This window comes from Streptomyces sp. NPDC086787, assembly GCF_044745865.1.
Classification (GTDB): Bacteria; Actinomycetota; Actinomycetes; order Streptomycetales; family Streptomycetaceae; genus Streptomyces.
The window spans coordinates 606,221-625,371 of record NZ_JBIVBC010000002.1 but is presented as its reverse complement, the minus strand read 5'-3'; the positions used below and the strand labels follow the sequence as shown (position 1 = coordinate 625,371).

Genomic DNA, 19,151 nt, shown 5'->3' with positions numbered 1-19,151 from the left:
GACGGTTCACCCTTTCAAGCAGGAATCAATGCCGGTTCAACCACTGGCGGAGCTCGTACGCTTCGCGCGCCGTAATTCACCTTTCTATCGAGACCTTTACTCGCATCTGCCTGACCATGTGGCACATCTCACGGAGCTTCCGGTAGTGCCTCAGGCCGATTTCTGGCGGGCCAACTCCCCCCGGGACAACGCACTGCTCACCGCTCCCCTGCACGAGGCGGTCGTATTCCGCAGCGGCGGCACCACGGGATCTCCGAAATTCTCCTGCTACACGCGTGACGAATGGCGGGAATTCACCACCGCGTTCGGCGCCGGACTCGTGAGCGCCGGTCTGCGGCCAGGTCACCGGGTGGCCGACCTGTTCTACACGGGTGACCTGTACGCGAGTTTCAGCTTCGTTCTGGACTCACTGCACCGCTCTCCCGTGTCCAACGTACGTTTCCCCATCGGCGGTTCCACGCCCTGGGAGTCCACCGTGGCCACCCTGGAGGAATTCCGGGTGCAGGTGGTCGCGGGCACCCCGACCAGCCTGTGCGCGCTGGCCGAGCGTCTGACCGCCGCAGGCCGGACCCTGCCCGACGTGGAACTGCTGTTCTTCGGCGGGGAGTGTCTCTTCGGTGACCAACTCCCGCTTTTGAAAGCGGCGTTCCCCAACGCGAAGGCACGCTCACTCGGTTACGCGAGCGTGGACGCGGGGCTGCTCGGCGAGGCGGTGCCCGGGGACGACCCGCGTGTGCATCGCGCCTTCACCCCGCACACGGTGGTCGAGATCCTCGACGACGAGACCGGCCTCCCCGTCGAAGAGCCGGGGGTGCCGGGCCGACTGGTCGTCACCGATCTGCGCCGACGGCTCATGCCCATTCTCCGCTACCCGGCCGGCGACCGCGCCGAGTGGGTGGACCCGGGCGCCGGTGTCTTCCGCATTCTCGGCCGCGCCGAGGAGGGGGTGCGGGTCGGTCCCGTCACTCTCTACACCGAGGACGTCCATGACCTCGTGCGCGCCGCCGACGGAAAGGGTGAGGTGACCGGGCTCCAGCTCGTGGTGCGCCGCAGCGACGGCCGGGACGGTCTGGTGTTGCGCCTCGCGACCGGTGAACCCGCCCTCGGACAGGGCCCGTTGGGTGACGCCGTCTCCGCAGCCGTGCTCGCGCAGCGTCCCGCATACGGCAGTGCGGCTGCCGCCGGCCATGTGAACCCCCTCGCCGTGGAATGGGTGCGGCACCGCGATCTCGCCGTCAACTCCCGCTCCGGCAAGCTCGTTCGGGTCGTCGACGAACGGCCGCACTCATGACCGCGGTGACGACCCGTGGACGGCGTCTGCCGCTCGTCCTGCGCAACCCGGCCTTCGGCCGTACATGGATCGCCCAGCTCCTCACCCAGGCCGCCGGCCGGATGTTCCAGGTGGGCGCCGTCTGGTGGCTCGTCGGCTTCGCCGGAGGCGAGCGACGGGGTCTGGAGTCGGGTCTGTTCCTCACGGTGAGCACGCTGCCCGCCGTGGCGTTCGCCCCCGTCATCGCGCGCGTCGTGGCACGCTACGCGCGCCGCACGGTCCTGGCCTCGGCGGCGGCAGTGGCGGGCACGGTCGCCGTCCCGGCCGCGCTGTGGTCGTACACGGACACGCTCCCCATGGCCGCGGTGTACGCCGTGGGTCTCGTCCTCGCCTCCTGCCAGGCGGTGTTCGACCCCTGTCTGACGACTTCGGTCCCCGAACTGGTCGAGGACGCCGACATCGAGGCGGCCACCGGGTTCGAGCTGTCCACCCAGTCGCTGGCCGGCATCGGCGGCGGGCTGCTGGGACCCCTGGCGGTCGACGCGGGCGGGCTCACCGCGGCGATGGCCGCCTGCGCCGCGGCCTACCTGCTCGCCGCCCTGCTGGTCGTCTCGACCCGCTTCCCGCACGCCGCGACGTCCGCCGGCGCGGACGGTGGCACCGACGACGCGGGAGACGAGCGGCGGACCCTGCGCCGGGTCCTGTCCGGCCTGCCCTTCATCCGCCGGGTGCTGCTCTGCTTCGCCGCCGCCAACCTGTTCACCACCGCCGTCTACGTCGTCATGCCGCTGTACACGCGCGGGGTGCTGCACTCCACCGGCTCGACGGTCGCCGCACTGGAGACCGCGCTCGGCGTGGGCTCCCTCATCGGCTCCCTCACCGGGGCCCGGGTGCCCGGCAGGCCCGTGGCCGTGGGCAGCGCCTGTCTGGCCCTGATGGCGCTCGCGCTCGGCCTGCCGGGCCTGGTCACCGGGCATGTCCCGGCGCTCGGCTCGATGGCCGTGGCGGGCTGGTGTGCCGGGGTGATCGGCGTCCGGTTCGTCGCGCTGTTCCAGCGGCTCGTCCCCGCATCCGACAAGCCCGGCTTCTTCGCGGTCATGCAGGCGCTGCTCGGCGCCACGTTCCCGGTGTCGTCGCTCGTCTTCGGTACGCTCGGCGACCATCTGACGGCCCGTACGCTCTGCCTGGCGCAGGGCGCGGGTCTGGTGCCCGTCGCGCTGGCCCTGTGGTGGCTCGGCGGCCGGGCGGAACCGGCGGGACGGCGGACGTCCGACGGCGACGCGGCAGCGCACCTCGCTCCGGCGGGAGAACGCTCGTGAGCGTCGTACTCGCCTCCGCGGCCGTGCAGGACATCGCGGATCTGCGCCAGTTGTACTTCGAGGTGTACGGACACGGCTACCCGGTGCCGCTCGGCAGTGATCCTGCGGTGATGCGCGGGCTGATCACCGGAGGTTCCGCGCACTGGCTCACCGCGCGCACGTCCCGTGGGGAGCTGGTGGGGTCGGCCGTCGTGCAGACGGATCCGGGCAGCCGTACCGGCAAGCTCGTCGGACTCGCCGTGCATCCCGGCCACCGGGGCGGCGGCTTGGCCTCCCGGCTCACCGGCGCGGTCTGCGACACGGCGTTCGCCACCGGGCTGCTGGACTCGGTGTACGCCACCGTGCGGGTCGTCACCGAGGGGCCGCAGCACGTCGTGGTGCGCAACGGGTTCCGGCCGCTCGGCCTGCTGCCCAACGCGGTCGAGGTCGAGGGGTGCGAGAGCCTCGCGCTGTTCGCCCGCTACGCCGACGGCGTGCTGGAGCGCCGCACCCCCGTCGCTCACGTACCGGAGCGGCTCGCGGGGCTGCTGGACGCGGCGTCCGCCGGTATCGGCATCGACTGGGCCGGCACCGGCCGGACACCCCTGCGGAGTGCACCGGTCACGGCCCGCGGAACCGAGCCGATCGAGTTGCTCGCCGCCCCGGCCTTCGTGCGCCGCCGCTTCCTGGAACGGTTCCCGCACGCCGACGACCGCTTCTTCCCCCTGCACACCCCCAACACGGTCCTGATCGCCGCCGACGGCGGGTTCGAGGCGTACGCCGATCTCGACCCGGTGGCGGGCAGCTGCGCCCTGGTCGCCGTCCATCCGCGTCCCGCCGCGCTGACCGGCGCGCTGGAGGCGCTGATGGCCGCGGTCACCCGGGCGGGCGCGGACTACGCGGAGACCCTGCTGCCGCTGGCCGACACCGAGGCCCTGGACATCTTCCTCGCCTCCGGTTTCGTGCCGAGCGCGGTCTATCCGGCGATGCGCCGGGTGGGCGACCGGTTCCACGACTACGTGGTGCTCTCCCGCACCAGCCGGCAGATCGACTTCCGCACGATCGCCGTCAGCTCGTTGCTCCAGCCCTATCTCGGCGCCTATCTGAGCGCCTGGGCCTCCACCTATCTGCCCCTTCACGAGGTGTCCCGTTGAACCCCCATCTCGCCCCCGTCGAGGTCCCCGACCCGGCGGTGCTCGCCCATGTGCAACGGCTGTGCGACCTGGCGGAGCCGTACGCGTCCGGTGCGCAAGCCGACGAGTTGTTCGCCGCCGCCATGGCCGAGACGAACGCCTGGCACGCCGCGCGTTCCCCGTTCTTCGGCGCCCTGCTCCAGGACCCGGCCGAGACGCCCGCGCCCACGGTAGGTGCCGATGTGCGCACGCCGCTGGTGCCCGCCGCGTTCTTCAAGCGCCACGAGGTGCTCTCCGTCCCGCGCGACGACGTGTTCCTCCATCTGACGTCGTCGGGTACTACGGGCCAGAAGTCACAGATGTTCTTCGACCGTTGGACGATCCGCTCCGCACAGCGCATGGTGGCCCGGGTCTTCGACCACTACGGCTGGATCACCCCCGGCCAACCGGTCAACTACCTGCTCTACAGCTATGAGCCCGCGCCGTCGCTGAAACTGGGCACCTCGTTCACCGACAACTACCTGTGCGACTTCGCCCCGGCCCGGCACACCACGCACGCACTGCGGCACACCGGTTCCGGCCACGAGTTCGACGTGCACGGCTGCATCGCGGCGCTCCAGCGCTACGCCGAGGACGACGTCCCGGTCCGCATCCTCGGCTTCCCGGCCTTCCTGTACTTCACCCTGGAGCGGATGCGGACGATGGGACTGCCGCCGCTGCGGCTGCCCGAGGGGTCCCTGGTGGTTCTCGGCGGCGGCTGGAAGGGTCACGCCGACCGGCAGATCGCCAAGGACGACTTCTACGCCGAGGTCACCGACCGGCTCGGGATCCCGGGCGACCGCGTCCGGGACACCTTCGGCTCGGTCGAGCACTGTGTGCCGTACGTCGAGTGCGCGCACCACCGGCTGCATGTGCCCGTGTGGTCGCGCGCCGCGGTCCGCGACACGGGCACGCTGCGCCCGTTGCCGTACGGGGAACGGGGCTTTCTGCACCTGGTCAGCCCGTACATCACTTCCGTGCCCGCGCACAGCGTGGTGATGGGCGACCTGGCCTCTCTGCACCCGGGCGAGGAGTGCCCCTGCCCGCTGTCCACCGACTGGTTCACCGTGCACGGCCGTGCCGGGGTGAGCCGCAACCGCAGTTGCGCGGTCGCCGCCGCCGAACTGATGAAGGGAATGTCGTGACCACCTCCGTACTCCACTTCTGGCAGGGCGAGTTCGTCGACGACGCCGAGGCCGGCCGACGGCTCGCCGGGCTGGCGGAGTCGGCCGGGCAGGTCCTGGCGCGCCCGCTGCCCATCGAGGTCGTGCTCGGCGCCTGCGCGGCGGTCGGCCACGAACTGGCCGATCCTGAATCGGACTTGCACGGCCGGCTGGCCGGACAGCTGCCCGCCGGGGAGGCGGACGCCACCCTCGCCGAGCTGGCGGCCGCGCTCGACCGGCAGGCACTGGAGCGCAAGCTGCGCCGGGAACTCGGCGGGCCGCGCCCGGAGCGGCTGACCCGGCCGGACGCCCGTGCGACGGTGTACGAGTCCTGGGCGCCGGTAGGCCTGCTGGTGCACATCGCGCCGGGCAACGCGGCCGCAGTGGCACCGCTGAGCGTGGTCGAGGGACTGCTGGCCGGCAATCTCAACGTCCTGAAGACCAGCAGCTCCGACTCGGCGCTCGCCCTCGACCTGCTGGCGGCGCTCGGAGCGGCCGACCCGAGCGGGCTGATCGCCGAACGCGTCGTCGCCCTGCGTTTCCCGTCGTCGCGCCGGGACTGGCTGGAGGCGCTGTGCGGCCAGGCCGACGCGGTCGCCGTCTGGGGCGGCGAGGACGCCGTGGGCGCGGTGCGCGAACTGGCCTCCCCCGGCTGCCGGGTCGTCGCATGGGGTCACCGGATCTCCTTCGCCTATCTGACCCGGGACGCGGCGCGGGACGGCGGCCTGCTCGACGCCCTCGCCGAGGACGTCTGCCGCTTCGAGCAACAGGCCTGTTCCAGCCCGCAGGTGGTCTATCTCGACACCGATGACGTGGAGGACGACGGCGAGTTGTTCGCGTTCGCCGCCCGGTTCGCCGAGCGGCTCGCGAAGGTCTCCGGCTCCCGGCCCGCGCCACGGCCCGGACCGGCCGAGCAGGCCGAGATCACCACCGTGGAGCGGCTCGCCCGGCTCGAACAACACCTCGGTCTCACCCGGGTGTTCGCCGCCGAGGACGGCTCCTGGCGGGTGCTGGCGGATACCCGGCCCGCGCTGGACGCCTCCCCGCTGCACCGCAGCGTGTGGATCAAGCCGCTGCCCCGGCACCGGGTCACCGAAGTGCTGCGGCCGATGCGCCGCTACCTTCAGACCGCCGCGATCGGCGGCGGCCGCGCGGACGTGGCCGCACTGTCCCGCGCGGTGTTCGCCGCCGGAGTCACCCGGGTCACGCCCGTCGGCTCGATGCTGGACAGCTACGGGGGTGAACCGCACGACGGTGTCTACGCGTTGCAGCGCTACAGCCGCCGGGTGAGCGTACGCGCGGCGGACGCCGACTTCGGCACGGTGGCCTGTCTCGACGACCTGGTCGAGCCCCCGGTGCTGCCCCCGGTGCCGTCGGCGCCGCTGCTCGGCAAGGAGGGCGTGCAGCGTGCGCTCGCCTCGCTGGACCCGCTCCACACGCAGCTGTACTTCCGCAGCGGCGGTTCGACGGGCACCCCGGCGCTGTCGGTGTTCACCGTCGACGACTACGACAACCAGATGCGCGCCGCCGCCGACGGCCTGCTCACCGCGGGCTTCGACCCGGGGCGGGACCGGGCGGCCAATCTGTTCTACTGCGGCGGGATGTACGGGAGTTTCATCAGCTTCTTCTCCATCCTGGAGCGGCTCAACGCCACCCAGCTGCCGATCGCGGCGGGGCCGGACCACGCCGCGGTCGCCGAGGCGCTGGTCGCCCACCGGGCGGACACGGTCTTCGGCATGCCGTCGTACCTGTGGCAGTTGTTCCACGCCGAGGGTGACCGACTGCGCGCCTACGGCGGCATACGGACGGTGTTCTACGGAGGCGAGCACTTCACGGCCGAGCAACGCCGGGTGCTGACCGAGGAGTTCGGCGTCGAGCGAATTCGGTCCGCGGCCTACGGCAGCACCGATCTGGGGCCGCTCGGCTATCAGTGCGCCTCCTCCGACGGCTCGGTCCATCATGTGCTGACCGACCTGCACACCCTGGAGATCCTCGACCCACACGCGGACCGGCCGGCCGGACCGGGCGAGCCGGGACGGCTGGTCTTCACCTCCCGGGCCCGCGCGGGCCAGCGGTTGCACCGCTACGAGATCGGTGACCTCGGCCGCGCCGTCGAGGGTCCGTGCCCGTGCGGCAGCCATGTGCCGAGGCTGGAACTGCTGGGCCGCTACGGCGACGTCGTGCGGGTCGGCACCTACTTCGTCAACTACCGGCGGGTACTGCGAGCGGCACAGGAGCACCTCGGATACCACGGCGAGGTGCAGCTCCTGGTCGAGACCGGTGCGGACCGGGAACGGCTGACGGTCCGCCTCGACCAGGACTACGCCGGTGACGCCCGGTCCGCGCGGAAGGCACTCGCGACGCAGGTGCCGGAGCTGGCCTCGGCGGTGGCGGAGGGCCTGCTGGACCTCACGGTCCAGACCGTCTCCCGGGAGGTGTTCGAGCGCACCCCGACCAGCGGGAAGCTGCGTACGGTCATCGACCTGCGGGCGGGGTAGCCGGGTCCGCGTCCCGCAGGGCCTCGGCCGCGCGCTGCCAGTTGGCCCGCAGCCGGCGGAGATAGGACCGTGCCATGGGGCCCGGCGGGACGCCGTGGGCGAAGGCCCGCATGTTGCGCTCGCCCGTGTTGTAGCCGAGGGCGAGCAGTTCGTCGCGGGTGTAGCGGCGCGGGTACCGGTCCGGCAGCCGGCCGTCCAGGTCCTTCAGGTACAGGGCCGCCGTGCGCACCGCGAAAGCGGGATCGTCGCGCAGGTCCGTCCAGCGGCCCGCGACGCTGTGGGTCCTGCGCACCCGCTCGAACGTCGCCCGGTGCATGTTGGCGAGGCCGAATGACGCGTCGGGCTTCCACCACTGCCACAGCCGTTCCAGCAGCGGATGGTGCGGTTTGTACGCCTCGTTGTAGAGGACCGCCATCAGCAGTACGGGTGACACCCCCGTCTCGTGGGCGCAACGCAGCACGGAGGACGCGTAGTCGGCGGGGTCGTAGCCGCCGGGGCGCAGCGGCGGGGTCCGCACGGACTCGCCCGGGCCGGGCCCGCTTCGCGCACTCCGTTCGCCCGGCTCCGCGATCGCTTCCTCGGTCATGTCGCCCGCCCTCCGTGCTCGCCCGCGCCGTCGTGGGGAGCATGTGCCCGCGAAGCGCGGTCTCATTCCGGGGGTGTCCGTCGTGAGAGGAGTGTCGTCAGGGGAGGATGGAGTCGATGACTCCTCCATCGACGCGTACGGCGGCGCCCGTGGTGGCCGAGGCGAGGTCGGAGCTGAGGTAGACGATCATGTTGGCGATCTCCGCCGGCTGGATCAGCCGCTGCAGCAGGGACTGTGGGCGGTACTCGCGCATGAAGGTGCGCTGTACCTCGTCCCAGGGGAGGTCCCTGCCCACGATTCCGCGAACGAACTCCTCCACGCCCTCGGTGTGGGTGGGGCCGGCCAGCACCGAGTTCACGGTGACGCCGGTTCCCGCGGCGCGCTTCGCGAAGCCCCGGCCGAGGGCGAGCATCGCCGTCTTGGACATCCCGTACTGGATCATCTCCGCGGGAATGGCCACGGCGGACTCGCTGGCGACGTACTGGACGCGCCCCCAGTCCTGTTCGAGCATGCGCGGCATGTACATCCTGGTCAGGCGTACCGCGGACAGGACGTTGACCTCGAAGTAGCGTCGCCACTCGGCGTCGTCGATGTCGAGGGCGTCCCGGGCTCCGAAGATGCCGAGGTTGTTGATGAGGATGTCGACATCCGGCACCGTTTCATAAGCGACGGCCGCTCCGTCCTCGGTGGCCATGTCGGCGCCGATCGCGGTGAAGTCGCCGTCCGGCACGTCGTCGCGCAGTCGCGCGATCGCCTTTTCGACGCGTTCGGGGTCACGCCCGTTGACCGCCACCCGCGCACCGGCCGCCGCCAGTCCGGCGGCGACGGCCGCTCCGATCCCCTGGGTCGAACCGGTCACCAGGGCGGTCCGTCCGGTGAGGCTGATCTGCATGCGCACTCCCTTGGCTGGTCGGGCCGTGGGCGGGCAAACGCCGATACCACTGTGCCTCAGGGGGATTTCCGTCGCATGTCGGACGCGGGCGCGTCGTCCGAGGGGCACGGTCGATGCCGCCTCACCTGCCGACCCTAATTGCCCTCACTTGCCGACGGTGAAGGCGCCCGCCCGGGGGACGAACTTCGTGTCACCGTCCTTCGCGGTGACCAGGACCGCCACATGCCAGGATCCGGCGGGCGTCGTCGCGGCCTCGGCGGCGGTGACCTTGGTGGTGTACCGGCACTTCGACGCGCCGTGCCCGGTCGGCTCGCACGTGGCGGACTCGACGGCGGCCATCTCCTTCGCCGTGGGGGCGGGCTTCATGCTCGCGGGCCAGGCCAGCACCTTCACCTCGCGCACGCCCGAGTCGTCCGACACCCGGGACGTGAAGGTGAAGGAGCCGTCACGGCCGGCGGTCGGGGCCACGTAGGTCGCGGAGCCGTTCTTCACCTCGGGCGACCCGGGTCCGGACTCGGACGCCTGGGCGACGGCGTAGGCGCCGGCCGCTCCCAGGACGGCGACGGCGACGAGCGAGGGAAGAAGGACGCGCCTGGACATGAGAAACCTCCGTGGAAGGGGTCAACCCCGTTGTGCGGGGGCCGCGTTCGCGGCGTTGACCACATGTTCGTCCGGCGGCGGTCCGGGGCACATGAGCGCTCGTACTCATCCGGGATACCCAGACGCTCGACTTGCGGAACACCTTTACCCGGGTTTGGGTGGAAATGACCTGTCGCCGTGCTCAGGGCCGACGGGCCGATCACCCACTTGAGGAGGCCGCGCATGGCGCCCCACCACAAGTCCAACCGAGCTGTCGAGGGCGACCCGGACCAGGGCCACAGCAGGGGCATGCCCCGGCGCCCCGACGAGGACGAGATCGCGGAACGTACGGCGCGCGAGCGACGGGAGGCGGGTCTGCCGAGCGGCCCCGCGGACGACCCGGAGACCGCGTACCAGGAGGAGCGGCGCCAGATCGACCACGAGGTCAACACGGGCGAGATGCCGGCCGGCAAGGGTGACAAGACCACCCGACGTGGCCGCTCCCCCTTCCCTCCGTCCCACTACGAGAGCTGACAGGAGCCGCGATGTCCTCGAAGCGACGCCGCAAGAAGAAGGCACGCCGCAAGCACGGCGCGAACCACGGCCGACGGCCCCAGTGCTAGGTCAGTGCTAGGTCAGTCCTAGGGCGTGCCAGCCCCCGCGAGGCAGGCGGGAATTGTCAGACACGCCCGAGGGCGGACTCGCCTTGTCCCTTTCTCGCGCGGAGCATCCGGAGCACCAGGTCCGAGCGTTCCAGGAGCGTCTTGCGGACCACGGGCGCCGCGTCCTCGGCGGCGGCGCGGGCCGTGTCGATGTACTCGGTGTCGATGGCGCGCACCGGGAAGAGACGGCCGGTGAAGGTCATCGCCGTGATCATGCCCCCTTGGTGCAGCTGAGGAATCAGGTCCAGGTAGCGCTCGGTGTAGGGGGCCAGCAGGGCGTCCTGCGCCGGGCGCCAGAATGCCGTGGCGACCTGCCCGACCGAACTGACGGGGACCGTGCGGTCCACGGCGAGCCGCTGCCAGACCTCTGCCTTCGCGGCCGGGTCCGGCAGTGCGGCTCGTACGGCGAGCGCGCTGGTCCACGCGTCGGGGTCCGGGTCGCGTTCGAGCAGGGCGGCCGCTTCGGAGGTGATGTCGGCGCCCAGCTCCGCCGCGCGGGCCAGGATGCGCCAGCGCAGGTCCACGTCGTCGCCCGCCTGCTCCCGCAGCCACGCCAGGTCGTCGGGGTGGGTCGCGGTGCGGGCCAGACCGCGCAGCGCCACCTGGCGGCGGCCGGGGTCGGCGGCGAGCATGCGGCAGGCCGCTGCCACGGCCGCCGTCAGCTCGGCCCGTTCGGCCTCCGGCGCCCACAGTTCGGCGATGTCCCCGGCGAGTGCCAGATACGGCTCGATCACGGCGTCGGACGTCTCGGCGGACAGGACGGCGGTGACGCACCGGGCGGCCTCCGCGGCCGTGGCCTCGCCGGTCGTCAGCATGTCCCACACGGTGGCCGCGGCCACGCCCCGGGAGACGGCCGAGGGCAGCCGCGCCGCCGCACCCAGGAAGTCGTCCCTGGTCGCGGCGTCGGGGCGGACCGTGGCGAAGGTCAGGTCGTCGTCGTTGACCAGCAGGAAGTCCGCCCGCGGCGGGAGTCCGGTGACCTCCGTGCGCTTTCCGGTGACCTCCACCCGTATCAGGGCCGTACGTTCCAGCGCGTCGCCCTTCCGGTCGTAAGCGCCCACCGCCAGCACCTGGGGACGCGCGGTGTCCGCGGCGACCAGCGTGGCCTTTCCGCCGTCGCTCTCCAGGGTGAACCGGTCGGTGCCAGCCGTCGCGAGCCAGGCCGCGCGCCAGTCGTCCAGGTTCCGGCCGCCGGCTTCGGAGAGCGCGTCGATCAGGTCCTGGAGGGTGGTGCTGCCCCATGCGTGGCGGGCGAAGTAGGCCGCCATGCCGGCCGTGAAGCGCTCCTCGCCGACGTAGGTCATCAGCTGCTGGAGGACGGAGGCGCCCTTCGGGTAGGTGATGTTGTCGAAGATCGACGCGGCCTGGGCGACGTCCTCGATGGGTTGGTGGATCGGATGGGAGACGGGGCCCTGGTCGGCCAGGTAGGCCTTCAGCTTGTCGCTCGCCAGGTGGCTCGCCCACGCGTCGGTGTGGCGGGTGGCGCGCTCGGCCGCCCAGTGGCAGGCGAACTCCGCGAACGCCTCGTTCAGCCACAGGTCGTCCCACCAGCGCATGGTGACGATGTTGCCGAACCACATGTGCGCCATCTCGTGGAGCAGCACCTTCGCGAACAGCTCGTGCTCGGCGGGCGTCGGGGCGGCCCGCCGCAGGAACGAGTCCGTCCAGGTCACGCAGCCGTAGTTCTCCATGGCCCCGCCGAACTCGGGCATGAAGACCTGGTCGTACCGACGCTGCGGAAAGGGCATCGAGAAGACCTCGCCGTAGAAGGCGAGGCCCTGGCGGGTGAGGGTGAAGATCTCCTCGGCGTCGCGGCGGAGGATCTCGGCGAGCGAGCGGCGGGCATAGACGCCCAGGTCGTATCCGTCGGCCCGACTGCGGATCTCGTGGAAGGGGCCGGCGTTGACGACCGTGTTGTAGACGGACAGGGGCGGGGTGTCCGGGAAGATCCAGCGGCGGGCCGCCTCCAGATCCTCGACACGGGCGTCGCCGGAGTTGCTGGTGACGGTCCAGGAGGTCGGGGCGGTGACCGTGAAGACGTGCGGGGCCTTGAGGTCGGGCTGGTCGAAGCATGCCCAGACGAAGCGGGCCTCGTCCGGCTCGAAGCTCATCCAGACGTAGACCTCGCCGTCGGCGGGGTCCGTCGCCTTGTGCACGCCCTCGCCCGTGGTCGTGTCCGCCTGGACGCTCTCCACCCGCAGCACGTTGTGCTCCGCCAGGGCGGGCAGCGGTATACGGCCGTCGACGGCGGGGAGGAGGGGGGCGCCGTTCAGTGTGGCGCGGAGGACCTGGGCCGCACAGTCGACGAAGGTCTCGGCACCGGGTTCGTGACAGGTGAAGGCGATGGTGGAGACGGCCCGCACCTCCGGCCCCTCGGGCAGGGCGGTGAGGTCGATCTCCACGTCGTACCGCTCCACCGTCAACAGCTCGGCCCGGCGCTCGGCTTCGGTACGGGTCAGACTTCGGACCCCCATGCGTCCTCCCTCGGTAGTCGGCGGCGGCCAGCGTACGCGGTGGCGCTGCTGTGATCGACGCGATTTAGCGGGGACGTACGTCAGTTCTCCGAGGGGACGCGTACGGCGATCTCCTTCGCGATCCGCCGTGCCTCGGCGGACAGCTCCCTGCCGTCTCCGGGAGCCGCGGCCAGCAGCAGACGCAGCAGGTCGTGCGCCTCGGTGAGGCTCAGCGGGGTCAGCCGGTCGCCCGTCTCCGCCCAGGAGGCGAAGGCGATCTCGGCCGGGTCGATGTGCTCGTGGTCGTCCATGTCGGGGGCAACGTACCCGACCGGCGGGCGGTCACACTCGCGGTCACGAGTGGTTGGGCGGACCGGCCCGGCCTAGCGTCGGAGGAGAGGAAGCTCCTTATCCGCTCGCAGGCTGGGAGGGCGACCATGGAGATCCGGGGTTCGGCGGCTCTGGTCACGGGAGCCAACCGCGGTATCGGGCAGGCCTTCGCCCAGGCACTGCTCGACCACGGTGCCACCAAGGTCTACGCCGGTGTCCGGGACCCGGACTCGGTCCGGATTCCGGGGCTGGTGCCGCTGCGGCTGGACGTCACCGACGAGGAGCAGGTGGCCGCGGCCGCGCGTACCGCCGACGACGTCAGCATCGTCATCAACAACGCCGGGGTGGGCGGTGGCCCGGCCCTGCTCGACGGGCCGTTCGACGGTGCCCGGCGCGAGATGGAGGTCAACTACTTCGGCACCTGGGCCGTATCGCGCGCGTTCGCGCCGGTACTGGCCGCGCACGGCGGCGGAGCGCTGGTCAACATGCTGTCGGTGGCCTCGTGGGTGGCCAACCGGCTGCTCCCGAGCTACGCGGCGTCCAAGTCCGCCGAGTGGTCGCTGACCAACGCCTTCCGGCTGGAGCTGCGGGAGCAGGGCACGCTGGTGATCGGCGTTCATGCCGGGTACGTGGACACCGACCTGGCGGCGGGCATCGACTCACCGAAGATCAGCGCGTCGGACGTGGCCGGCCAGACGATGACGGCACTGCTGAACGACGAACCCGAGGTGCTGGCCGACGAGCGGACCCGGGCCGTGCGTGCCGCCCTCGCGGGCGGACTGGAGGCGCTGTACGCGGGCCGTTGACGCGCGCCTACACCTCGGCGCGTACCTTGTCGGCCTGCATGCCCTTCTGGCCCTCGATCGCCTCGAACGAGACCTTCTGGCCCTCCTGAAGGGACTTGAAGCCCGTTCCCTCGATCGCCCGGAAGTGCACGAAGAGGTCGGGGCCGCTCTCCGGCGTGATGAAGCCGTAGCCCTTCTCGTCGTTGAACCACTTCACCGTGCCGTTCTGGCGGTCGGCCATGTGTTCGTCCAGTGCCATGTGCGTACTGCCCTCCAGCCGTGGTCGTGCGCCTACGGCCACATACTTCCCGGGCAGTGGCCACCCGATGCCCTATTTAACACGTTTAGATGCAAAACGGTTCCGGGTCGACGCCAGCGTGGCCGCCGCGACGCCGCCGACGAGCGCGGTCGGCAGGAACGGCGTCCACAGGGGCGCGAATCGCAGCAGCAGGGCGCCCGCCACGGCGCCGCACAGGAACGCCGTCAGACGGAGCGCGGCGGCGACGGCGAAGCCGTGCGGGAGGCCGCCGAGGGCGCGGGCCAGGCTCGTCAGCGTCCCGGTGAGATAAGTGGTCGACGCTTCCGGCACGCCGGAGCCGACCGTCGCGGCGCTCTGCACGCCCATGGCCATGGCGGCGCACGCGAGCAGCAGCGGGGTGCCGCCGGGGCCGGGCCGCCCGGCAAGGGCCAGCCAGCCTCCGGACACGGCGAGGAGCAGCGCCGTCTCGGCCGCCACGACCAGGCCGGTCCGCCGTCGCCAGCCCGGATCGCGATGCCTCAGCACGGCGGTGGCCGACGTCACGCCCACGGCGTAGCAGCCGACGGCCACCACCGCGCCCGTGACCATTCGGCCGTCCGGCGCCACTAGGGCCCGGCCCAGTTGTACGACGTTGCCCGTGATGACGCTGGCGAACATCCCGTCGAGCGTGGACACGCACAGGGCGTCCAGGCTGCCGGCCGCGGCGGCCAGCACGACGAGAAGGCGCAGGACCTGTCGTTCGGAGAGCACGGCCCATGAGTGTGCACGTCGCGAGGCCGCCCGCCGCCGCCGACACGACCGGGCCACGCGGAGTGCGCGTCCATGCGGGTTGTCCCCGTGGCGCGAGCGAGCCCGGAACAAGGAGCCGGTCGTTGTCGGGGTACTGGTTCGTCTCCGTCGGAAAGGCCTCGAAAATGCGCCGCACCGTCCTCGCCCTCTGCGCCCTCGTCACCGCCGCGGCCACCGGATTCCTCGCCACGAGCGCCATGCGCAGCCGCTGACGCCCGGCCGCCCCCGGCGCGCCGGACGGGTCGGCGGTTGCCGGTCGCCGGGTGTACGGCGTCGGTGCAAGGTGGAAGACATGGATGTCCGGCAGGTCTGGGCCGACGCGCGTCGGCCGTGGCAGTCGAGCCATGCGCTGCTGCTGATCCCGATCGCGCTGATCGTGGTGATCACGGTGGTGGACCAGCTGGTTCCGGCAGACGTCCATCTCGGCCCGCTGCTGGTGATCGCCCCCGCCATCACCGCCTCGTTCGCCGGACCCTGGCCGACCGGGCTGATCGGTTTGCTGGCCGTGGGCGCGCAGGCCTACATCGGCTGGCACTTCGGGGTGCTGTTCACCCGGAACGTGCTGGTCCAGATCCTGGCCCTGGCCGTGCTCTCCGTCCTGATCGCCTGCTACTGCCAGGTGCGCGAGCGCCGCAGACGCCAGCTCGCCCAGGTGCGTCTGGTCGCCGAGGCCGCGCAGCACGTGCTGTTGTGGCCACTGCCGGAGCAGATCGGCTCACTGAGGATCGCCTGTCTGTATCTGGCGGCCGAGGCCGAGGCCCAGATCGGCGGGGATCTGTACGCCGCCACGCCGACCGACTCGGGCGTGCGGGTCATGATCGGCGACGTCCGCGGGAAGGGGCTGTCGGCCGTCGGCGAGGCGGCGCTGCTCATCGGCGCCTTCCGGGAGGCGGCGCACTGCCACACCGCCCTGCCCGCGCTGGCCGAGGCGATGGAGCGGAGCATGGAGCGCAACCTCCCCGAGCTGGAGCCCAAGGAGGAGAGCGGGGAGCGGTTCGCCACGGTCCTGCTGATGGAGGTTCCCGAGGACAGCCATGTCACCCGGATCCTGAGCTGCGGCCATCCACCGCCCCTGCTGCTCAGCGGCGGCAGTGCCACCACCGTCGCCGTGCACCCGGCTCCCCCGCTGGGGGTCGACGGTCCGGGGCCGGGGCGCCATTCGCTGGACGTGTTCACGTTCGAGCCCGGTGACACCCTGCTGCTCTACACCGACGGTGTGATCGAGGCCCGGGACGCGGACGGCAGCTTCTATCCGCTCACGCAGCGGGTGGCGCAGTGGGCGGGCACCAGCCCCGAGAAGCTGGTGCACCTGCTGCGCGGCGACCTTCTGCGTCATGTCGGCGGACGCCTGGACGACGACGCCGCGATCATCGCGCTCTGCCGTGACCCCCACGTCCATGGCCGCGCCCACACCCACGCCCACTCGCACCGTCACCTTCACCGGCCGGGGTCGGGCCACTGACGGCTCGCCGTCCGCTCACCCGTCGGCGCGCTCCTCACCGGTGTCCGGGGTACGCAACGGGAAGATCATGCAGCTGCTGGTGGCGTGGGCGAGTAGACGGTCCCCGGCGTCGACCAGTCTGGCCTCGGCGAGCGCGGTCCGGCCGCCCCGGCTGACCACTGTGCCGATGGCCCGTACCCGGCCGGTGTCGACCGTGACCCGCTTCAGGAACTTCACCGTCAGGTCGAGCGAGGTGTAGCCCGTGCCGGGCGGGAGCGTGGAGTGGACGGCGCAGCCCGCCGCGGAGTCGAGCAGGGTCGCGTAGACACCGCCGTGCACGCTGCCGATCGGGTTGTAGTGCTCCTCCCCCGGCTGGAGGGAGAAGACGGCATGGCCCTCGGCGACCTCGTCCAGCCTGAAGTCCAGGGTGGCCGTGATGGGCGGCGGGGGCACCCGGCCCGCCAGCATCTCGCGCAGGAAGTCCATACCGGAGGCCTGTCCGGCGGCCGCCGCCGTGGCCGCGGGGTCCTCCCAGTCGTACGTGCGTGTCCGTCCCATGTTCCAGTGCCTCCCAGCTGACTTCTGTGATCGAAGTTAGCTGGGCGCCCGGCTGACTGTCAATGGCGAAGCCAGCCTCCTATCATGGCTGGATGGAGTGGCTTGAGGTCAGCACCGAGAACTGCACCGTCCAACGGACGCTCGACCTGGTCGGCGAGAAGTGGACCATGCTGATCCTGCGCGACGCCGTCAACGGCGTGCGCCGGTTCGACGAGTTCCGGCGTCACATCGGACTGTCGGAGGCAGTGCTCAGTGACCGGCTCCGCAAGCTGACCGCGGCCGGTGTGCTCACCACCGTGCCGTACCGGGAGCCGGGCAGCCGGTCCCGCAACGAGTACCGGCTGACCCGCAAGGGGTGGGATCTCTGGCCGGTCCTGGTCGCACTGCGCCAGTGGGGCGAGGCCTACGCCCCCGATCCGGCCGGTCCCGTCCTCGACCTGCGCCATGGCGCGTGCGGGGCGCCGGTGCGCGTGGTGGTCGAGTGCGCCGAGGAGCACGTGGCGCTCGCCCCGGACGAGGTCTCCGCACATCCGGGACCGGGCGCCCGCCGCCTGACCTGACCCCTCACCGGAGGAGGGGCAACTGCATTGCGGCCCCGCTCAGTTCCCCGACTTGGTGATGTTGACCATCCAGGGGACGCCGAAGCGGTCCGTGCACATGCCGAACACATCGCCCCACATCTGCTTCTCCAGCGGAACGGTCACGGAGCCGCCGGTGGACAGCTTCTCCCAATAGCCGCGCAGTTCGGCCTCGTCGTCGCCGCTCAGGCTCACCGCGAAGTTGTCGCCCACGGTGCGCTCCATGCCGGGCGGGGTGTCGGCGCCCATCAGGGTGAAGCCGCTCGGCGTCTCCAGCATCCCGTGCATGACCTTGTCGGCCTCGGGGCCGCCCTGGTGGCCGAACTCGCCGTAGGAGTGCGCGGCCAGGGTGCCGTCGAAGACCTCTCGGTAGAACTCCAGCGCCTCGCGGGCGTCGCCGTCGAAGCTGAGATACGGGTTGAGTCGCGAAGCCATCTGAGCCTCCTGAAATCAGGAAAAACCGGGCGTGGACAGCGTAGCGCCGACCGCTGACCGTCGCGTACTGCTGTTAAAATGATCCCGCAGGCCTTCGGCGCCCCGGATGAGAGCGCGCGAAGGCTTTTTTCATGCCATCTGACACGTCCTCATCGACCACATCCTCATCGAAATCGAACGCGTGCTCGTCACGAGCGACCCCCACCACCGGCTACCGCGCCCTCCTTCGCGGCCGGGAGTTCGCCGGCCTGTACTTCGGTTTCACCCTGACGACCGCCGCGACCACCCTGTCGGGCTTCGCGCTCGGAACGCTCGTCAACCACCGGACGGGGTCGCCGTTCCTGACCGCGGTGAGCATGTACGGCGCCTCGTTCGCCACGGTGCTCGGCGCGCTCACTCTGATGTCGGTCGCGGACGGCGGACGCCCCCGCCGGACGCTCGTCGTGCTCCAGTGCGTCTCGCTGGCGGGTGTCGCCGCCCAGGCGGTGCCGGGGACACCGCTGGCCGCCCGGTTCGGACTGCTGCTCGTGCCGGGCTTCTTCCAGTCCCTCGGCAACGGGGTACGGATGGGACTGCTCGCCGAAGTGGTGCCCGACTCCGCCTACACCCTGGCACGTTCGCTGTTCAACATCACCTCGGGGGGCATGTCGATCCTCGGCTACGCAGCCGGGGCGGTGCTGGTGGGATTCCTGAGCCCGCAAGGGATCTTCATCGCCGCGGCGGCGCTGACCGCGACCGGGTCGGTCGTCGTGACGGCGACCGTCCGGGAGCACTCGATCCGGCTCACCCGCCGTCCCGGACTGCGACAGACCTGGACGACGAACATCGCGCTCTTCTCCCACCCCGGGCGCCGGGCGCTGCTGGTGAACCTGTGGGTGCCCAACGGTCTGATCGTCGGCTGCGAGGCCCTGTTCATCCCGTACGACCTTGAACTCGCCGGTGTCCTGCTGGCCGCCGGGTCGGCCGGCATGCTGGTCGGCGACCTGGCCGTCGGGCGGCTGCTCAGCGCCGACCGGCGACGTCGCGCCGCGTTCGCCCTGCGGCTGCTGCTCGCCGTCCCCTTCCTGGTGTTCGCCCTTCATCCGCCCACGCCGGTGGTGGTGGCCGTGGTGTTCGGCGCCGGTGCCGGATTCGCCGCCACACTGCCGCTCCAGGAACAGCTCCTCGCGATGACCCCCGACGCGGAACGCGGTCAGGTCCAGGGCGTCGAGTCCGCGGGCCGGATGGCCTGGCAGGGCATCGGCGCCGCGATCGCGGGCGGTGCCGCGCAGCAACTCGCTCCCGGTACGGCGATCAGCTCGGTGGCCGCGGTCTCCGTCGCCGTCACCGTGTTGTCCCGGCCGTCGGTGGTGCGGTCCCGGGACCTGCGGGCGGAGGTCGCCGACGTGTGAGTCGTACCGGCA

General features: G+C 71.6%; 20 protein-coding genes. 11 read left to right on the top strand and 9 right to left on the bottom strand.

Annotation, left to right across the window (positions count from 1 at the left end):
* Positions 1-28 precede the first annotated feature (28 nt).
* Genes ACIPK3_RS09010 through ACIPK3_RS08990 form a run of 5 tightly spaced genes read left to right on the top strand, consistent with a single transcriptional unit; the run spans position 29 to position 7,401 of the window.
* Entirely contained in the window at positions 29-1,291 is a 1,263-nt protein-coding gene (locus tag ACIPK3_RS09010; RefSeq protein ID WP_402567593.1) for a phenylacetate--CoA ligase family protein, read from the top strand.
* On the top strand, positions 1,288-2,589 hold the full coding sequence (locus tag ACIPK3_RS09005) for an MFS transporter (RefSeq protein ID WP_402567591.1): 1,302 nt from the start codon (positions 1,288-1,290) through the stop codon (positions 2,587-2,589). The genes ACIPK3_RS09010 and ACIPK3_RS09005 overlap by 4 nt, the downstream gene beginning before the upstream one ends.
* Positions 2,586-3,722: a GNAT family N-acetyltransferase gene (locus ACIPK3_RS09000; RefSeq protein WP_402567589.1), complete on the top strand. Its 1,137-nt coding sequence runs from the start codon at positions 2,586-2,588 to the stop codon at positions 3,720-3,722. Before ACIPK3_RS09005 ends, ACIPK3_RS09000 begins: the two co-directional genes overlap by 4 nt.
* On the top strand, positions 3,719-4,885 hold the full coding sequence (locus ACIPK3_RS08995; protein WP_402567587.1) for an acyl-protein synthase: 1,167 nt from the start codon (positions 3,719-3,721) through the stop codon (positions 4,883-4,885). Before ACIPK3_RS09000 ends, ACIPK3_RS08995 begins: the two co-directional genes overlap by 4 nt.
* Positions 4,882-7,401 carry an acyl-CoA reductase gene (locus ACIPK3_RS08990; RefSeq protein WP_402567585.1) on the top strand — a complete coding sequence of 840 codons (2,520 nt, stop codon included), beginning with the start codon at positions 4,882-4,884 and terminating at the stop codon, positions 7,399-7,401. Before ACIPK3_RS08995 ends, ACIPK3_RS08990 begins: the two co-directional genes overlap by 4 nt.
* Here the strand turns inward: ACIPK3_RS08990 and ACIPK3_RS08985 are convergent.
* The 3 genes from ACIPK3_RS08985 to ACIPK3_RS08975 all read right to left on the bottom strand — a co-directional run bounded on the left by ACIPK3_RS08985 (position 7,379) and on the right by ACIPK3_RS08975 (position 9,479).
* Entirely contained in the window at positions 7,379-7,987 is a 609-nt protein-coding gene (locus ACIPK3_RS08985; protein WP_402567582.1) for a transglycosylase SLT domain-containing protein, read from the bottom strand. The genes ACIPK3_RS08990 and ACIPK3_RS08985 overlap by 23 nt on opposite strands.
* Positions 7,988-8,084: 97 nt before the next feature.
* Positions 8,085-8,879: an SDR family NAD(P)-dependent oxidoreductase gene (locus ACIPK3_RS08980; protein ID WP_402567580.1), complete on the bottom strand. Its 795-nt coding sequence runs from the start codon at positions 8,877-8,879 to the stop codon at positions 8,085-8,087.
* A gap of 144 nt (positions 8,880-9,023) precedes the next feature.
* A complete protein-coding gene (locus tag ACIPK3_RS08975; RefSeq protein WP_402567578.1) occupies positions 9,024-9,479 on the bottom strand; it encodes a DUF5707 domain-containing protein in 456 nt (151 codons plus the stop codon).
* A gap of 222 nt (positions 9,480-9,701) precedes the next feature.
* Between ACIPK3_RS08975 and ACIPK3_RS08970 the strand changes: the two genes are divergently transcribed.
* A complete protein-coding gene (locus ACIPK3_RS08970) occupies positions 9,702-9,992 on the top strand; it encodes a hypothetical protein (protein ID WP_402567577.1) in 291 nt (96 codons plus the stop codon).
* 145 nt (positions 9,993-10,137) lie between these two features.
* Here the strand turns inward: ACIPK3_RS08970 and pepN are convergent, their stop codons facing one another.
* Entirely contained in the window at positions 10,138-12,594 is a 2,457-nt protein-coding gene (gene pepN, locus ACIPK3_RS08965; RefSeq protein ID WP_402567576.1) for an aminopeptidase N, read from the bottom strand.
* Between the two features lie 80 nt (positions 12,595-12,674).
* Positions 12,675-12,884, bottom strand: coding sequence for a DUF6417 family protein (locus tag ACIPK3_RS08960; RefSeq protein WP_402567574.1), 210 nt, complete (start codon positions 12,882-12,884; stop codon positions 12,675-12,677).
* Between the two features lie 126 nt (positions 12,885-13,010).
* Here ACIPK3_RS08960 and ACIPK3_RS08955 point away from each other — a divergent pair, with 126 nt between their 5' ends.
* On the top strand, positions 13,011-13,709 hold the full coding sequence (locus tag ACIPK3_RS08955; RefSeq protein WP_402567572.1) for an SDR family oxidoreductase: 699 nt from the start codon (positions 13,011-13,013) through the stop codon (positions 13,707-13,709).
* A 7-nt stretch (positions 13,710-13,716) separates the two neighbouring features.
* Here ACIPK3_RS08955 and ACIPK3_RS08950 read toward each other — a convergent pair whose 3' ends face one another.
* Complete coding sequence (locus ACIPK3_RS08950) at positions 13,717-13,929, bottom strand: cold-shock protein (protein WP_402567867.1); 213 nt, start codon at positions 13,927-13,929, stop codon at positions 13,717-13,719.
* A gap of 90 nt (positions 13,930-14,019) precedes the next feature.
* On the bottom strand, positions 14,020-14,697 hold the full coding sequence (locus tag ACIPK3_RS08945; protein WP_402567570.1) for a YoaK family protein: 678 nt from the start codon (positions 14,695-14,697) through the stop codon (positions 14,020-14,022).
* A 122-nt stretch (positions 14,698-14,819) separates the two neighbouring features.
* Here ACIPK3_RS08945 and ACIPK3_RS08940 point away from each other — a divergent pair, with 122 nt between their 5' ends.
* Both ACIPK3_RS08940 and ACIPK3_RS08935 read left to right on the top strand, forming a co-directional pair.
* On the top strand, positions 14,820-14,948 hold the full coding sequence (locus tag ACIPK3_RS08940; RefSeq protein ID WP_402567569.1) for a hypothetical protein: 129 nt from the start codon (positions 14,820-14,822) through the stop codon (positions 14,946-14,948).
* Between the two features lie 80 nt (positions 14,949-15,028).
* Positions 15,029-16,198, top strand: coding sequence for a PP2C family protein-serine/threonine phosphatase (locus ACIPK3_RS08935; RefSeq protein ID WP_402567567.1), 1,170 nt, complete (start codon positions 15,029-15,031; stop codon positions 16,196-16,198).
* A 15-nt stretch (positions 16,199-16,213) separates the two neighbouring features.
* Here the strand turns inward: ACIPK3_RS08935 and ACIPK3_RS08930 are convergent, their stop codons facing one another.
* Positions 16,214-16,735, bottom strand: a complete 522-nt coding sequence (locus tag ACIPK3_RS08930) for a PaaI family thioesterase (RefSeq protein ID WP_402567566.1) — start codon at positions 16,733-16,735, stop codon at positions 16,214-16,216.
* Between the two features lie 92 nt (positions 16,736-16,827).
* Between ACIPK3_RS08930 and ACIPK3_RS08925 the strand changes: the two genes are divergently transcribed.
* Entirely contained in the window at positions 16,828-17,295 is a 468-nt protein-coding gene (locus tag ACIPK3_RS08925; RefSeq protein WP_402567564.1) for a winged helix-turn-helix transcriptional regulator, read from the top strand.
* Between the two features lie 39 nt (positions 17,296-17,334).
* Here ACIPK3_RS08925 and ACIPK3_RS08920 read toward each other — a convergent pair whose 3' ends face one another.
* On the bottom strand, positions 17,335-17,748 hold the full coding sequence (locus ACIPK3_RS08920; protein WP_402567562.1) for a VOC family protein: 414 nt from the start codon (positions 17,746-17,748) through the stop codon (positions 17,335-17,337).
* 131 nt (positions 17,749-17,879) lie between these two features.
* Here ACIPK3_RS08920 and ACIPK3_RS08915 point away from each other — a divergent pair, with 131 nt between their 5' ends.
* Positions 17,880-19,139, top strand: a complete 1,260-nt coding sequence (locus ACIPK3_RS08915; protein WP_402567560.1) for an MFS transporter — start codon at positions 17,880-17,882, stop codon at positions 19,137-19,139.
* The last annotated feature ends 12 nt before the right edge of the window (positions 19,140-19,151 follow it).